Here is a 14,374-nt window from a genome sequence, read left to right as displayed (position 1 = left end):
CCTTTAATAGTGATTTTTCATTGCAGCTCTTGCTTCAAGATCTGCTTGTTTTTTCTTTAAACTTTCTCTTTTATCGTGCAAATTCTTTCCTTTGGCTAAAGCTATTAAAGCTTTTACTTTATTTTTTTCATTAAAATAAAGCTCTAGTGGAACTATAGTAAATCCTTGAGTGCTAATTTTTCCAAAAAGTTTATCAATTTGCTTTTTATGCATTAAAAGTTTTCTAGCTCCTTTTTCTTCGTGTTTATAAAAAGAATGAGTGGTGCTAAGATGGGAGATGTGAGCATTTAATAAAAAAATTTCACCCTTAATAATACGCACAAAGGAATCTTTTAAATTAGCTCTAAAAGCTCTTAATGCAACTACTTCAGAGCCTTTTAGCACGATGCCTGTTTCAAATTTTTCTAAAATTTCATAATCAAAAAAAGCTTTTTTATTTTTAACTATAGTTTTTTTCATTATCTAAGCCTTAAAAACTCCACTTCCACTTCCACTTAAAAAATAAGCATTATCAAAGAAAAATTGCATTTTAGGATAAATTTTTACACAAGGAGCAAACAAGTCGTTTAAATCTGTATTTTTAAATTTTAAAAGTTCGCTAGTTTTTAATGTTTTTAATGTTTTTGCTAATTTCAAGTTGGCTTTTAAATCATATTGACTATTATCAAATGCTTGATATACTTTAGCACTTGAACATTCAATAGAAGGAAAAACGAAATTTAAATTATAAAAATCATCTTCAAAATATTCTATGATTTCTCCACAACCACTTACATTAGCGCTTTCATAACCACTTAAAAAAAAGACTAAATCAGACCCAAGTTTTTGACAGATATTTACTAAATCTTGATGAGATAATTTTAAATTCAAAGCCTCATTAATCATCAATAAAAATGTAACTGCATCGGTGCTACTTCCGCCAAATCCTCCGCCTATTGGAATATTTTTTGTAAGTTTTAGGCTTTTGTCTTTAAAAAAATCTTTCAATTGATTAGCATAGCCAAGATTTTCTAATTCATTATAAGCTTTATGTATAATGGTATCTTGTGTGAAATTCCCTATAATTTCAAAACCATCTTTGTATTTTTCATTACTAAATTCTAATTCGTCAAAAATATTTTTTAACAACACAAAACGCGATTGTAATAAATGATAAGAGCGTAAATCAAATCCAATGATTTTTAAAAAAATATTAGCCTTAGCATAAGCTTTCATTTTTTTAGCTTTTTACTTAAATCATCAAGCTTGATTCTTTCATCACTTATTGCATGTAAATTTTCACTTTTTACTTGTTCGATAAGTTCTTTGCGTAAAATCATTAGTGTTTTTGGTGCTTCAATGCCTATTTTTGCATAACCTTTGCCTGTTTGAACTACTTTTATTTCTATGTTATCTCCAATTTTTATACTCTCATTTTCTTTTCTTGACAAAATTAACATTTTATAACCTTATTTAAGTAATATTGCACTTGTTTATCTTGAATAAAAATAATAGAAAAAAAATCTTTTTCTTCTAAAATATAACTACCTTCATCTTGAATTTCTAAATCGTCCAAAAAAATTTTTTGTCCATTATGTAATTTTTGAGGGTATTTTATCGTATTTTTTCTAAGATTTAAATAAGCTAAAGGGTTTAATTCTTTTTCGTTTTCATAAATAAATTCTCCTTCACTTAGTCGCTCTAATGAGCTTAATGTAGCATTAACACCGAGTTTTCTAGCAAATAATTCACAATATGAGCGTATATAAGAACCTTCACTTACGGCAATTTCTATGGTTAAAAACGGATGGTTATAATGTAAAATTTTTGTATTAAAAATTTCCATAATACATGGTTTTAAATTTACCTCATATCCTTTTTTAGCAAGCTCATAAGATCTTATTCCGTTTATTTTTTTTGCACAATATGCAGGTGGGATATAAGTGATTTTACCCAAAAGTTCATTTTTAACTTTTTCTAAAATTTCTTTTTTAAAAGAATTTACAAGAGTGATTTCTTTAATGTTTTGATTATCAAGACTTAAAGAATGCACTCCAAACCAAAGTGTTGCTCTGTATATTTTTGGATTTTTATTAAAAAAACGAAAAAGTTTTGTGTATTGGTTAAAGGCTATAAGCAATGCTCCTTTTGCAAAAGGATCAAGCGTTCCTGAAAAACCAGCTTTTTTAATTTTGTATCTTTTTTTGATTTTATTTAAAAAAGCGTTTGAACTTATATCACTTGGTTTGTAAGCAACAAAAATTTTATTCATATAACTTTTTCCACAAAACTTGACATAATCATTCTTTCTATGCCTCCAAAATTAATAGTAAGTTTTTCTTCAGCACCTATTTTGCTTACACTTGTAACTCTACCTATTCCAAAAATTTTATGTTTAATTAAATCACCCTTTTTATAAGAACTACTTTGATAATCTAAAGTAAGTTCTTTTTTCATCACATTACTTTCACCAAAGAATCTACTTTTTTCTAATCTTGCACGACTTCCTTTATAAAATCTAGAATTTGCATAGCTTAAATAAAGTTTTTTCTTTGCTCTAGTGATTGCTACATAAGCAAGTCTTCTTTCTTCTTCTATATTGCTTGATTCGCTAGTGAGTGGAAAAAATCCTTCTTCCAAACCTATAATGAAAACATAGTCAAATTCAAGTCCTTTGCTAGCATGTATACTCATAATACAAACTTTATCTTGATCTAAACTATCTTGTTCATTGAGTAAAGATATTTCATTTAAAATATCATCTAAAGTATCATAGTTTCCATGAGAAATTTTATCTTTTAAATTAGCATATAGTTCATCTATGTTTAAAAGCTTATCTTCGGATTCTGGATTATCTTTATAAAATTCTTTGATTTTAAATTCATCTTCTAAAGATAAAATTATTCCAAGTAAGTCTTCTTTTTCTTTGATTTTATGTATGCTTAATATAAATTTTTCTATTTCTTTATCTGTTTTTTTACTAAAAAATCCACTTCCTTGTAAAATACATAAGCTTTCAAACAAAGATAAATGATTTTCTTTAGCATAATTTTCTAGTTTTTCTAAACTTGCATTGCCAAAATTTCTTTTAGGGCGGTTGATAATGCGTTTAAAAGAATAATCATCATTTAAATTTGAGAGTAATCTTAAATAAGAAATGATATCTTTAATCTCAGCTCTTTCATAAAAGCGAATTCCACTTAGTAGTTTAAAAGGAATTTTTTCTTTGCTAAATGCTTCTTCTAAAGCACGCGATAGTGCATTAACTCTATAAAGTATAGCTATTTCACTTGGATTAACTTTTGAATTTAAAAGTTTTGAAATTTCTTTTGCTACTTTAAAACTTTCAATTTTTTCATCATCATTTTGTAAAATTTCTATTTCTTCACCTTTATCCTTTGTGCAAATTAGTGTTTTTCCTAATCTTTTTCTATTATGTTCTATAAGTTCGTTTGCAGCTTGTAAAATAGCATTTGTTGAGCGATAATTTTGCTCTAGTTTGACTAATTTTACATTGTTAAATTGTTCTTTGAAATTTAGGATATTTTCTATTTTAGCACCACGCCAGCCATAAATACTTTGATCATCATCACCCACTACACAGATATTTTCATGAGACGCACAAAGTTTTTTTAGAATTTGATATTGCAGAGCATTGGTATCTTGATATTCATCTACTGTTATGTATTGATAAATTTTGCTTTGTTCTTTAGCAAAATTTTCATCTTCTAAAATTTTATTTGTAAGCATTAATAAATCATCAAAATCCATAAAATTATTTTGTATTAAAAAATTTTCATATTGCTCATAAAGATGAATAATTTCTTCGTAGTTTTTACTTTTTTCATCTTTTAAAAATTCTAATTCTTTTCGAATTTCTTCAGCATTTTTGCTTTGATTTTTAAAATTTGAAATATAAGCTCCAATGCTTGCTAATGAGTTTTTTATGTTTTCACCTGCTAAATCCTTTAAAATTTTCTTTTTATCATCAGTGTCGATAATAACAAAATTATTTGCTCTTTTGATTCTTTCACTATAAAGCCTTAAAAATAATAAACCAAATTTATGAAAAGTACATAGAAGTGGATTGTGTAAATTTTGATCTTTTAAAAGAGCTAAAGCTCTTGTTTTCATTACGCTAGCAGCTTTATTTGTAAAGGTTAGTGTGAGGGTATTTTGCGCAGGAATGCCCACATGATCAATCAAATAAGCAAGTCTAGTGGTGATAGTTTTTGTTTTTCCACTACCTGCTCCTGCTAATATAAGCATAGCTCCATCAATATGCATGATAGCTTCTTTTTGGCTATCATTTAACCCTTGAAGTAAATTCATTTTTTAAATATATCTTTGTTTTTAGGATTATTTAAAAAGGCATTCATAGACTTTTCTTTTAGTTTTTGATCATTTTGCTTTTTGGAATAATTAGAAAAATTGACAAAAATAATATTATCTTCAACTTGAATTTGAGTAATTGCTCCCAAATCCACTTTCACAAAAGTTGCAAAATCATCAGGCCCAAAACCCGCATGAAATTCTATATGTTCATTTGTTAAAACTATGGATTTAAAAGTATATCCACCAAGAGCAAAAACACAATAAGGATTTTTATTTACAACATCTAATTCTGGTGGCAAGGGAGGTTCAAGTGTAACAAATTTTGTATTTACAATGATATTAAACTCAATATCTTCTTGGGTTAAAATTTGTAAACACTCATAAATGCTTTTTTGCATTAAAGTTATGAAATTTTTATTATTTAAAATTTTATCAATCATTGCTTAGCCTTAAAAATTCATCTACTAGTATTCTAACTTGTTTTAAACCTATATTCCAAAATTCATCACTTTCTATGTCAAATCCAAACATAGCTACAAGTTCTTTTGGGCTTTTACTTCCACCACTACTTAAAAATTCAATATAAATTTGAGTAAAATTAGAGCATTTACCACTTTTATATAAGCCATAAAGTGCTAAAACTAAAAGTTGTGCATAAGCATAAGCATAGCAATAAAATGGAGAATGTATAAAATGTGGTATATAAGAATACCATAAAGCATAATTTTTACTTAAAATTACGCTATCTTGAAACATTTTTCTTGATTCTTCAAGCCAAATTTCACTTAGTTCTTGAGCGCTAAGCTCTTCTTTTTTAGCATGAAATCTACGCTCAAAAGTAGTAAAATTAATTTGTCTATAAAGAGTGGCAAAAATATCTTCAATTTTTGCTGCATATAAAGACAAAAGTTCTTCTTTGTTTAAATTTTCTTTAATATAATCAAAAATCAACATCTCAGCAAACACTGAAGCAGTTTCTGCTGTAGTTAGAGGTGTATCTTGGTTTAAAAAACCTACTTTGTAAGAAAGTTTTTGATGTATAGTGTGTCCTAACTCATGAGCTAGAGTAAAAAGATCACGCCTTTGGTTGGTATAGTTTAAAAGTATGAAAGGATGGCTTAGTGGTGTGCTTGAGTGAGAAAAAGCCCCGCTTTGTTTAAATTCTTTAGGATAAACATCAATCCAGTTGTTTTCAAAAGCTTCTTTTGTTATGGTATAAAAATCTTTAGAAAAATTTTCAAAAGCCTTTAAAACTATATTTTTTGCTTGGCTAAATTCAATTTGCATTTCCTTTCCAATAGGTGCATAGCGATCATAATCTTTTAACTTTTTATATCCTAGAATTTTTTTCTTTGCATTGTAAAATTTAGAAACAATATCAAAGCTATTTTCACTAGCATTAATAAGCGCATCAACACTTTTTTTAGAAATTTGATTTCTTATATGCCTTGGGGTTTCTGGGCTTTCATAGGCTCTTAACTCGCAAATGTTAGCAAGTTCACTTTTAATCATATTAAAAATATAAACTAAGAGTTTGTTTTGTTTTTTTAAGGTTTTACTAAAACATTTTGAAGCTTTTTTTCTAATAATTCTATCTTTATCATAAAGTTTGCTTAGAATTTCTTCTTCGCTTAATTTTTGCCCATCAAGATTAAATTTTAAAGCGCTAAAGGTTTCATCAAATAATCTTGCAAATGCATTTGAGCCTGTGCTTGATAAAATAAGCATAACCCGTTCTTCTTTTTTAGAAAGATTGTGTTTTTTGTGTTTGATAAGGTTATGTAAATAAAACTCATAATCCTTGCAAAAAGCGATAAAACTTTTGTTTTTTTCTTCTTTTAGTTCACAAAATTCAAGTTCAAAAAATAAAAGATTTTCTTCTATTTTTTTACTTAAATTTTCGTATTTTGCATAAAAAGCACCTTTGGTTGTATCTTGAGCAAAATTTAAATACACATAAGTTAGTATGTGAGAAAGTTTTAAGATTAATTCTTCATAGTTTTTTAAAGCTTGTAAAAATTGCTCGCTGCTTAAACTATGAAGATTATTTTCATATTGTTTTTTAAATTCACAAGCTTCTTCTTGGGTTTTTTGTAAAAAAAGATTTAATTCTTGCTCATCTTTAAATAAAATATTTAAATTCCAATTATGCATAATTTTAACTTTCTAAAATAAGTTTTTTTAATACAGCCATTCTAATGGCAACACCATTTTTAACTTGAGTTAAAACTTTACATCTTTTATCGGCCATTACTTCATCGCTAATGTCAATATTTCTATGTACAGGACCTGGGTGCAAGATAATGAGATTTTTATCTTTTATCAAATCTTTACTAATACAAAAATCATTGGCATAATCTTTAAGCGATGCATAGGTTGGTATATTATGTCTTTCAGTCTGTGTTCTAAGACTCATGATAATATCAATATCATCAATAATTTCTTTTAGTTTATTTGTTTTTTTTATAGGATAATTTGGCATAAAATGAGGAGGAGCTACTAGAGTAATATCTATACCAAAACGAGGTAATAATTCTAAATTTGAAGCAGCAACGCGTGAATTTTTAATATCTCCTACTATTGCTATTTTTTTACCTTTAATATTATAATCAAAATGTTCCATTATAGTGAAAAGATCAAGTAAAGCTTGGGTAGGATGAGCGTGTTTGCCATCACCTCCATTAACTATAGGACAATGAGTGTAATTTGCTAAAGTATGAGGCACGCCTGAGTTTTTATGTCTAACCACAATAGCATTTGGTGCCATTGCATCTAAATTTGCAGCAGTATCAAAAAGTGTTTCACCTTTGCTAGAACTACTTCTTGAGACATCTAATTTTAAAACTTTAGCACCTAACCTTCTTGCGGATGTTTCAAAGCTTGATTGTGTGCGTGTTGAATTTTCAAAAAAAATAGTAGTAACACTTTTTCCTTCTAAATAAGTGCGTGGTTTTTCATCTAAGAATTCTTTTGCGTCTTTAAATAAAGCCAAAATTTCATCATTGTTAAAATCTTTTGTAGTAATTAAATGCCTCATAAGTCCTCCTTAAATTTTTAAATTTAATTCATTATCCGAACATATTGCACTAAATAAAACATCTGTAGAGCTATTTAAAGCTGTTTCAACGCTATCTTGAATTACTCCTATAATAAATCCAACCGCTACTACTTGCATAGCTATGTCATAATCAATATTAAATAAAGAACACGCTAAAGGGATAAGTAAAAGCGAGCCACCAGCAACCCCACTAGCTCCACAAGCTGCAAATGCAGCTAAAACACTCAAAAGCATAGCTTGTAAAAAATTAATTTCAATACCTACTGTATGAGCTGCTGCAAGGCTTAATATAGCTATGGTTACAGCTGCTCCTGCCATATTAATTGTAGCTCCTAGAGGAATAGAAATACTATATAGGTTATTATTGATATTTAATTTAGAGCAAAGAGCCATATTTACAGGGATATTTGCTGCAGAACTTCTAGTAAAAAATGCAAAAACAGCACTATGTTTTAAGCAAATAAAAATCAAAGGATAAGGGTTTTTCTTTGTGTAAACAAATACAATTAAAGCATTAATTACAAAAGCAACAAAAAACATGGTTAAAACTAAAATTACTAATAATTTAACATAGCTTAAAAGTCCAGCTGCACCTGTTTGAGCAACTGAATTTGCTACAAGCCCAAAAATTCCAAAAGGAGCAAGCTTAACTATAAACTTAACAATTTTTAAAACTCCTTCGTTAATGTCGGTAAAAAGTTGTTTTGCATCATTTGAGCAATGTCTTAGTGCAAAACCACCACCTATAGCCCAAGCTAATATACTTAAATAATTTCCTGAAGATAAAGCGTGGATGGGATTATCTACTATTTGAAAAAGTAAGGTTTTAAATACTTCACCTATATGTGTAGGACTTGTAGTTGAAGCTTTTTCGATATCGGTTAATATTAATTCTACAGGAAAAATAAAACTTATACTAACTGCACTTAAAGACGCTAAAAAAGTTCCAAAAATATATAAGAAAATAATATGTTTTATTTTTTCGCTACCATGATTAAATTCTTTTGTACAAATAGTTGTTAAAATTAAAATAAATACCAAAATAGGGGCTATAGCTTTTAATGCTCCTGTAAATAAAGAACCTAGTATATTAGCAAATACAGCTAAATCTTTAGAGAGCATGCCTACTAAAATTCCTAAAATAATTCCTATGCAAATTTGTAAAATAAGGTTTCCATTTTTATAGTGTTTGATTGCACAAGAGAATAAGTTCATTTATAGCCTTTTGTAGTGATAATTTTTATTTATTCTATCAAAGTAAAGCTTAAATAAGCTTTGTAATTTTTAAGCTAATTTTTGATAGAATTTAAAATTATTTTTTTAATATATAAGGAATAATCATGTATTTATTTACTTCAGAAGTTGTAAGTGCGGGGCATCCTGATAAATGTGCTGATATTATAGCTGATTCTATAGTAGATGAGTTTTTAACTCATGATAAAAATTCAAGAGTTGCAAGTGAAGTTTTTGTCGCAGGAAATAAGATTGTTATTGGTGGTGAAATAAAATCTAAACATAAATTAGAAAAACAAGATTATGAAAATATCGTAAAAAAAGCTTTAGCAGATATTGGTTATGATGGCCATCCTCATTTTAGCAAAAAACAATGCTTGCACCCTGATGAGATTGATGTGATGGTGTTTTTAAACGAGCAAAGCCCTGATATTAATCAAGGTGTTGATCAAGAAGATGGAGAAATTGGAGCAGGCGATCAAGGAATTATGTTTGGTTTTGCAAGTAATGAAGCTAAAGAATATATGCCAGCTGCGATTTCTTATGCAAGAATGCTTTGTGATAAAGTATATAATTTTGCAAAAAACAATCCTGACAAACTTGGGGTGGATATTAAAACTCAAGTTACGATTGATTATGTAAATAAAGAAAATTTTGAAAATTGCAAGCCACAAAGTATTCATACTATTGTAGTTTCAGCTCCTTGTGTTGAAAGTATGAAAATAGAAGATTTAAGAGCTTTGGTGATGGATTTGATTTTGGATTCAAATTTACCAAAAGAGCTTTTTTGCCCAGAAAAAACAAGAATTTTAATCAATCCTACTGGAAAATATGTAAATCATAGCTCATTGCATGATAGTGGCTTAACAGGAAGAAAACTTATAGTAGATAGTTTTGGCGGTTATGCTCCAATAGGAGGTGGCGCACAATCTTCTAAAGACTATACTAAGGTTGATAGAAGTGGGCTTTATGCTGCAAGATGGCTAGCAAAAAATATCGTCGCAGCAGGCCTTGCTAAAAAATGTATAGTGCAGCTTTCTTATGCTATAGGAGTGGCTAAGCCAACTTCTGTAAGTGTGGATTGTATGGGAACAAATACAAGATTAAATGATGATATTTTAAGTGATTTTGTAATGAAAACTTTCCCATTAACTCCAAATTGGATTAAAAACAAATTCAACCTTGATAAACCTAGCAAAGAAACTTTTTTATATGCTGATGTTGCAGCGCGTGGTCAAGTAGGTCAAGCTGATTATCCTTGGGAAAAATTAGACGCAATTGATGAATTTAAAGCATTGTAAAATGAAGCTTTTAAGCTTCATTTTGCTTTAAAAATTTTTTCTTTTATCTTTAAAATTAATATTTCTTTTGGCTTAATTACTGCATTTTCTTTTCCATTAACTGCATGATATATGCTTACATTATAATTATTTGCATAAAATTGCATTAAGAATTTTTGTAATTTATACTCACTTGAAAAATTAAACCAAGCATTATTTGAAGTAGCTATGATAATTTTTGAATTTTTATAGATTTTTTCTTTAGTAGCTTCAAAGCAAATAGCATTAGTAATGAGTTGATTGTTTATGCTGTATTGATTTAATTCTTTTCCTTTTGAAAATTCATCAATATCTAAAAGGTATTTTTTAAAAAAGTTTTTAAATATAGGAATTTCTTCTCCAAAAGGTACAAGATAATGTTTGTTAAAAACTTGTATGTTGCCATTGTCAAATACATAAGTGCTATTATAAAGATGGTTTGGTGTGATGCTAATAGCACCTGTGATGATGATGATTTGTTTTGAAAGTTCTTTTAAAGTCTGTAGATAATTTGGAGCTTTATTTAAAGCAAAGGCAAATGCAGTTTCAGGAAAAACAATAAGCTCTTTACCTTCTTTTATGGCTTGATTTATTTGGTTAAAAATATCTTTAGAATGAATTTGTAAATTCTCTTGTATGAATTTTTGATCTTGAGAAATATTAGTTTGAATTAATTTATAGTCTAAATTTAATGTTTGTGATTGTTTTTGATTATATTGAGCTCCAATTAAAATAAGTATTAAGATAATAGCTAATTTATAGTATCTTGAAATATACCTTTCATAATAAAAATAAGCAATTAAAAACATAGCTATAACACCTTGATAACTTGCATCAAAGATACCATACACACTTAAAACACCCCAATTTAACCAGTCAAAACCAAAAGGATGTATAAAACTAAGCAAGAAAATTCCACATAGTCTTAAAAAATCATATTTAAGAAAAAAACATATTAGAAATAAGATTCCATAAATTAAACCAATTAGTATTATTTCTAAAGGAATTAAATAAGTTAAATTAAAATAAATAGAAGATAATCCTACCCACCAAAACCATAAAATTCCAGTAAAAAAGCCTGTATAAAAATAACCAATTTTACTTTTGTTTCTTAGCAATAAAACTAAACCATATATACTTAAAAATGGGGATATAAGTTCAAAAAATAAATTTTCAAAAAAAGAAAAATAAATAAAATTTGATAATAAAAGTGCAGAAAAAAAGGCTTTTATTATTTTAAAAGTGGTAGAATTAGAATTTATGAATTTAAAAAAAAGGGGAAGAAATGGCAGAAAACGGAAATATTTGGACTTCATTGTTGCCTCTCATTGTGCTTTTTGCGATTTTTTATTTTTTGGTTATTAGACCACAACAAAAACAAGCAAAAGACCATAAATTAATGGTTTCATCCTTAGAAAAAGGGGACAAAATCATCACAAATGGTGGAATAATTTGCGAGGTGGTAAAACCAGAAGAAGATTTTATCAAAGTTAAGCTTAATGATGAAAATGTAGTTGTAAAAATTTCTAGAGATTTTATTGCAAAGAAAATTAATGCGTAGTGGAAAAATTACTTATAGAAGTATTATTTTCTTTGTAGTTTTTCTTATAGGACTTATTTTTTCTATACCTTCTTTTATGCAAACTCAAAGTGGAGCTAAAATAAATTTAGGGCTTGACTTGCAAGGTGGTTTGCATATGTTATTAGGTGTAGAAGTAGAAGAGGCTGTTAAATCAAAGATTAAATCCATAGCCTCTTCTCTTAGCTATTCTATCAATAAAGAAGATATTATAGTGGATAAAATCAAAGTAAATGATACTAGTATTGAATTTAGTTTATTAGATGAAAATGATGTAGCTAAAGTTGATTTGTTATTGAAAGATATCAAAGGTTTAGCTATAAAACATGAAAATTTACACTACACGCTATCTTTAACTCAAGAAGAAATTAAACTCACTCATGAACAAGCTATTTTGCAAGCTGTTGAAACTATAAGAAATAGACTTGATCAATTTGGCCTTGCAGAACCAAATGTTGCAAAGCAAGGTGAAGATAAAATATTAGTAGAACTTCCAGGTATTAAGACTGCTACAGATGAAGCTAGGGCTAGAGAATTGATTGCTAAAGCTGCACATTTGCAATTAATGGAAGTAGATGATGTAAGAATGGATCAGGTAAATAATCTTACTCCAGCTCAAGCTGCTGAGTATGGTGATTTGATTTTTGAAGATGCTAAAAATCCACAAATTAAATATCTAGTAAAGTCCATACCTATTCTTGATGGTTCTATGCTTACTGATGCAAAAGTAGGTTTTGGACAAAGTAATAATCTTCCAGTGATTAATTTTACTTTAAATTCTGAAGGTGCTAAAAAATTTGGAGATTACACAGGAAGTAATGTAGGAAAAAGACTTGCAATAGTTTTAGATAATAAAGTATATTCAGCTCCAAGAATCAATGAAAGAATAGGCGGAGGAAGTGGGCAAATTAGTGGTAGCTTTAGTGTTGAAGAAGCTCATGATGTAGCCATTGCTTTAAGAAGTGGGGCACTTTTAGCACCAGTTAAAATGCTTGAAAAAAGAAGCGTAGGACCATCTTTAGGTGCTGATAGCATCAAAATGAGCATGATAGCTTTAGCAGGTGCGTCTATTTTGGTGATTGCGTTTATGATAATATATTATGGTATAGCAGGAATTTTTGCTAATATTGCTTTAATTGCAAATATCTTAGTTATTATAGCAGTAATGGCTATGTTTGGAGCTACACTGACTTTACCAGGTATGGCAGGGCTTGTGTTAACCGTAGGTATGGCTGTTGATGCGAATGTTATTATTAATGAAAGAATAAGAGAATTATTACGAGAAGGTGCTAGTATAAGACAAAGTGTAGAAAATGGCTATAAACATGCAATGAGTGCGATTTTGGATTCTAATATTACTTCATTAATTACTTCGGTAGTGCTTTATGCTTATGGAACAGGTGCAGTAAAAGGTTTTGCGGTGACTTTAAGTATAGGAATTTTAGTTTCTATGATAACAGCAATTTGGGGAACTCATGGTATGTTTGAAATGTTTATGAATCGCATGGAAAAAAGTAATAATACAAGATTATGGTTTGGATATAGGAGACCTTGATGCAATTTTTTAGTCAAAAACATGTTTATGATTTTATGAGAATGAGATTTGCAGCTATCTCTTTGTCTTTCATTTTATTTTTTGGTTCTATTTTTGTCCTTTTTACTAAGGGTTTAAATTTTGGTATTGATTTTACCGGTGGGACTTTAGTGCAACTTCAATATGAACAAAAAGCACCTTTGGCTGAAATTCGTAAAGCTTTGTCTATAAACGAAAATTTAAAAGGTGCTAGTGTTACTGAATTTGGTAGTGCAAATGAAGTGATTATCCGTTTTTCAGGAAGCAGTGATAGTTTGGGCAGTGATATTGGAGTAAGTGTTGCAAATTTATTAAAAGATACAGGTAAATTTGAAGTACGCCGTGTGGATGTAGTGGGTCCAAAAGTAGGAGATGAACTGCGTAATAAAGGACTTATGGCGGTTGGAATTTCTTTAATTGCTATTTTAATTTACTTGGCTATAAGATTTGAGTGGCGTTTTGCTATGGCTTCTATAGTTTGCGAAATTCATGATATTGTCATTACTTTAGGAGCTATTGCTTTATTTGAAATAGATGTAAATTTAGATATTTTAGCAGCAGTTTTAACCGTGCTTGGTTATTCTTTAAATGATACTATTATTATTTTTGATAGAATAAGAGAAGGGATTAAAACAAGTAAAAATTCAAAACTTGATTTAATTATTAATGAGTCAGTTTCTGCGACTTTATCAAGAACAACTTTAACTACAGGTTTAACTTTAATCACTGTTGTTGTTCTTTATTTCTTTGGTGGTTCAATGATAGAAGGTTTTGCTCTAACTATGATAGTAGGGATTATAGCAGGAACAGCAAGTTCTATATTTGTAGCAAGTCCAGCACTTTTATGGTTTAAATTTAGTGTTGCTGGGTATCGTCAAAAAGAATTAGAAAAAGTCAAAAAAAAGCAAGAAAAAGAAAAACTAAGAGCAATGTATGAAAAAGGAACGATATAAAAATGAATTGGGGTAAGGTTATATATATATTTTTTGCTTTAATGAGTTTAACAACAACTGCAGGATTTTTATATGATCAAAATGAAGTTGCATTATTTATTGCAGCTTGTGTGAATTTGATTTCTACTTTATTAAAAATTGGAGTTAGAAATTTTTTAGCAGCTGAATTATTTGCAAGTTCTTTAGTGGCTGATTTGCATTTAATTCCAGCTTTTGCTTTGATACAAATTAATCCAGAAGCTAATGTAATGGTTTATACTTTAGCTATAGGGGCTTTAATAGCTAATATTTTTTCTATGATATTAGTTATAGTTGATTCTGTAAAAACTCATGAAGAAAACTAGG

Annotated in this window: 15 protein-coding genes; 5 read left to right on the top strand and 10 right to left on the bottom strand. The window is 28.5% G+C overall.

Annotated elements, in window-relative coordinates; genetic code table 11:
* Window positions 1-3: 3 nt before the first annotated feature.
* The 9 genes from smpB to sstT are packed head-to-tail and all read right to left on the bottom strand — an operon-like array spanning window position 4 to window position 8,587.
* Window positions 4-459 (bottom strand): SsrA-binding protein SmpB, encoded by a 456-nt coding sequence (gene smpB, locus CPEL_RS05870; protein WP_044599007.1) that lies wholly within the window; start codon window positions 457-459, stop codon window positions 4-6.
* A 3-nt stretch (window positions 460-462) separates the two neighbouring features.
* A complete protein-coding gene (locus CPEL_RS05865) occupies window positions 463-1,215 on the bottom strand; it encodes a 4-(cytidine 5'-diphospho)-2-C-methyl-D-erythritol kinase (protein ID WP_044599006.1) in 753 nt (250 codons plus the stop codon).
* Complete coding sequence (gene csrA / locus CPEL_RS05860) at window positions 1,212-1,439, bottom strand: carbon storage regulator CsrA (protein WP_044599005.1); 228 nt, start codon at window positions 1,437-1,439, stop codon at window positions 1,212-1,214. Before csrA ends, CPEL_RS05865 begins: the two co-directional genes overlap by 4 nt.
* On the bottom strand, window positions 1,433-2,251 hold the full coding sequence (locus CPEL_RS05855; protein WP_044599004.1) for a pseudouridine synthase family protein: 819 nt from the start codon (window positions 2,249-2,251) through the stop codon (window positions 1,433-1,435). The genes csrA and CPEL_RS05855 overlap by 7 nt, the downstream gene beginning before the upstream one ends.
* On the bottom strand, window positions 2,248-4,311 hold the full coding sequence (locus tag CPEL_RS05850) for a UvrD/REP family helicase (protein ID WP_044599003.1): 2,064 nt from the start codon (window positions 4,309-4,311) through the stop codon (window positions 2,248-2,250). Before CPEL_RS05850 ends, CPEL_RS05855 begins: the two co-directional genes overlap by 4 nt.
* Window positions 4,308-4,754: a hypothetical protein gene (locus tag CPEL_RS05845; protein ID WP_044599002.1), complete on the bottom strand. Its 447-nt coding sequence runs from the start codon at window positions 4,752-4,754 to the stop codon at window positions 4,308-4,310. Before CPEL_RS05845 ends, CPEL_RS05850 begins: the two co-directional genes overlap by 4 nt.
* The gene (locus tag CPEL_RS05840; protein ID WP_044599001.1) at window positions 4,747-6,468 is read right to left on the bottom strand and encodes a M3 family oligoendopeptidase; all 1,722 of its coding nucleotides are present in this window, start codon (window positions 6,466-6,468) and stop codon (window positions 4,747-4,749) included. Before CPEL_RS05840 ends, CPEL_RS05845 begins: the two co-directional genes overlap by 8 nt.
* 4 nt (window positions 6,469-6,472) lie before the next feature.
* Complete coding sequence (locus CPEL_RS05835; protein WP_044599000.1) at window positions 6,473-7,351, bottom strand: aspartate carbamoyltransferase catalytic subunit; 879 nt, start codon at window positions 7,349-7,351, stop codon at window positions 6,473-6,475.
* 9 nt (window positions 7,352-7,360) lie between these two features.
* Window positions 7,361-8,587 (bottom strand): serine/threonine transporter SstT, encoded by a 1,227-nt coding sequence (gene sstT, locus CPEL_RS05830; protein ID WP_044598999.1) that lies wholly within the window; start codon window positions 8,585-8,587, stop codon window positions 7,361-7,363.
* 125 nt (window positions 8,588-8,712) lie between these two features.
* On the opposite strand from sstT, the gene metK reads away from it, so the two are divergent.
* Window positions 8,713-9,906 (top strand): methionine adenosyltransferase, encoded by a 1,194-nt coding sequence (gene metK, locus CPEL_RS05825; protein WP_044598998.1) that lies wholly within the window; start codon window positions 8,713-8,715, stop codon window positions 9,904-9,906.
* 17 nt (window positions 9,907-9,923) lie between these two features.
* On the opposite strand, the gene CPEL_RS05820 is transcribed toward metK, so the two are convergent.
* Window positions 9,924-11,240, bottom strand: coding sequence for an apolipoprotein N-acyltransferase (locus tag CPEL_RS05820; RefSeq protein ID WP_044598997.1), 1,317 nt, complete (start codon window positions 11,238-11,240; stop codon window positions 9,924-9,926).
* On the opposite strand from CPEL_RS05820, the gene yajC reads away from it, so the two are divergent.
* From yajC to CPEL_RS05800, 4 genes are read left to right on the top strand one after another with little or no spacing between them, the layout of a single operon-like run.
* Window positions 11,210-11,485, top strand: a complete 276-nt coding sequence (gene yajC / locus CPEL_RS05815) for a preprotein translocase subunit YajC (protein WP_044598996.1) — start codon at window positions 11,210-11,212, stop codon at window positions 11,483-11,485. The genes CPEL_RS05820 and yajC overlap by 31 nt on opposite strands.
* Window positions 11,478-13,058 carry a protein translocase subunit SecD gene (gene secD, locus CPEL_RS05810; protein ID WP_044598995.1) on the top strand — a complete coding sequence of 527 codons (1,581 nt, stop codon included), beginning with the start codon at window positions 11,478-11,480 and terminating at the stop codon, window positions 13,056-13,058. Before yajC ends, secD begins: the two co-directional genes overlap by 8 nt.
* A complete protein-coding gene (gene secF, locus CPEL_RS05805; RefSeq protein ID WP_044598994.1) occupies window positions 13,058-14,029 on the top strand; it encodes a protein translocase subunit SecF in 972 nt (323 codons plus the stop codon). Before secD ends, secF begins: the two co-directional genes overlap by 1 nt.
* Before the next feature lie 2 nt (window positions 14,030-14,031).
* A complete protein-coding gene (locus tag CPEL_RS05800) occupies window positions 14,032-14,373 on the top strand; it encodes a DUF6394 family protein (protein ID WP_044598993.1) in 342 nt (113 codons plus the stop codon).
* Window position 14,374: the final 1 nt, after the last annotated feature.

It is taken from the genome of Campylobacter peloridis LMG 23910, from assembly GCF_000816785.1.
GTDB lineage: Bacteria > Campylobacterota > Campylobacteria > Campylobacterales > Campylobacteraceae > Campylobacter_D > Campylobacter_D peloridis.
The sequence above is the reverse complement of the archived record's forward strand: the minus strand, read 5'-3'. Positions and strand labels throughout refer to the sequence as shown.

What these genes read in the sequence shown, in the direction of transcription:
- smpB (WP_044599007.1), bottom strand. Translation starts at nt 459, where the DNA reads ATGAAAAAAACTATAGTTAAAAATAAAAAAGCTTTTTTTGATTATGAA.
- CPEL_RS05865 (WP_044599006.1), bottom strand. Translation starts at nt 1,215, where the DNA reads ATGAAAGCTTATGCTAAGGCTAATATTTTTTTAAAAATCATTGGATTT.
- csrA (WP_044599005.1), bottom strand. Translation starts at nt 1,439, where the DNA reads ATGTTAATTTTGTCAAGAAAAGAAAATGAGAGTATAAAAATTGGAGAT.
- CPEL_RS05855 (WP_044599004.1), bottom strand. Translation starts at nt 2,251, where the DNA reads ATGAATAAAATTTTTGTTGCTTACAAACCAAGTGATATAAGTTCAAAC.
- CPEL_RS05850 (WP_044599003.1), bottom strand. Translation starts at nt 4,311, where the DNA reads ATGAATTTACTTCAAGGGTTAAATGATAGCCAAAAAGAAGCTATCATG.
- CPEL_RS05845 (WP_044599002.1), bottom strand. Translation starts at nt 4,754, where the DNA reads ATGATTGATAAAATTTTAAATAATAAAAATTTCATAACTTTAATGCAA.
- CPEL_RS05840 (WP_044599001.1), bottom strand. Translation starts at nt 6,468, where the DNA reads ATGCATAATTGGAATTTAAATATTTTATTTAAAGATGAGCAAGAATTA.
- CPEL_RS05835 (WP_044599000.1), bottom strand. Translation starts at nt 7,351, where the DNA reads ATGAGGCATTTAATTACTACAAAAGATTTTAACAATGATGAAATTTTG.
- sstT (WP_044598999.1), bottom strand. Translation starts at nt 8,587, where the DNA reads ATGAACTTATTCTCTTGTGCAATCAAACACTATAAAAATGGAAACCTT.
- metK (WP_044598998.1), top strand. Translation starts at nt 8,713, where the DNA reads ATGTATTTATTTACTTCAGAAGTTGTAAGTGCGGGGCATCCTGATAAA.
- yajC (WP_044598996.1), top strand. Translation starts at nt 11,210, where the DNA reads ATGGCAGAAAACGGAAATATTTGGACTTCATTGTTGCCTCTCATTGTG.
- CPEL_RS05820 (WP_044598997.1), bottom strand. Translation starts at nt 11,240, where the DNA reads ATGAAGTCCAAATATTTCCGTTTTCTGCCATTTCTTCCCCTTTTTTTT.
- secD (WP_044598995.1), top strand. Translation starts at nt 11,478, where the DNA reads ATGCGTAGTGGAAAAATTACTTATAGAAGTATTATTTTCTTTGTAGTT.
- secF (WP_044598994.1), top strand. Translation starts at nt 13,058, where the DNA reads ATGCAATTTTTTAGTCAAAAACATGTTTATGATTTTATGAGAATGAGA.
- CPEL_RS05800 (WP_044598993.1), top strand. Translation starts at nt 14,032, where the DNA reads ATGAATTGGGGTAAGGTTATATATATATTTTTTGCTTTAATGAGTTTA.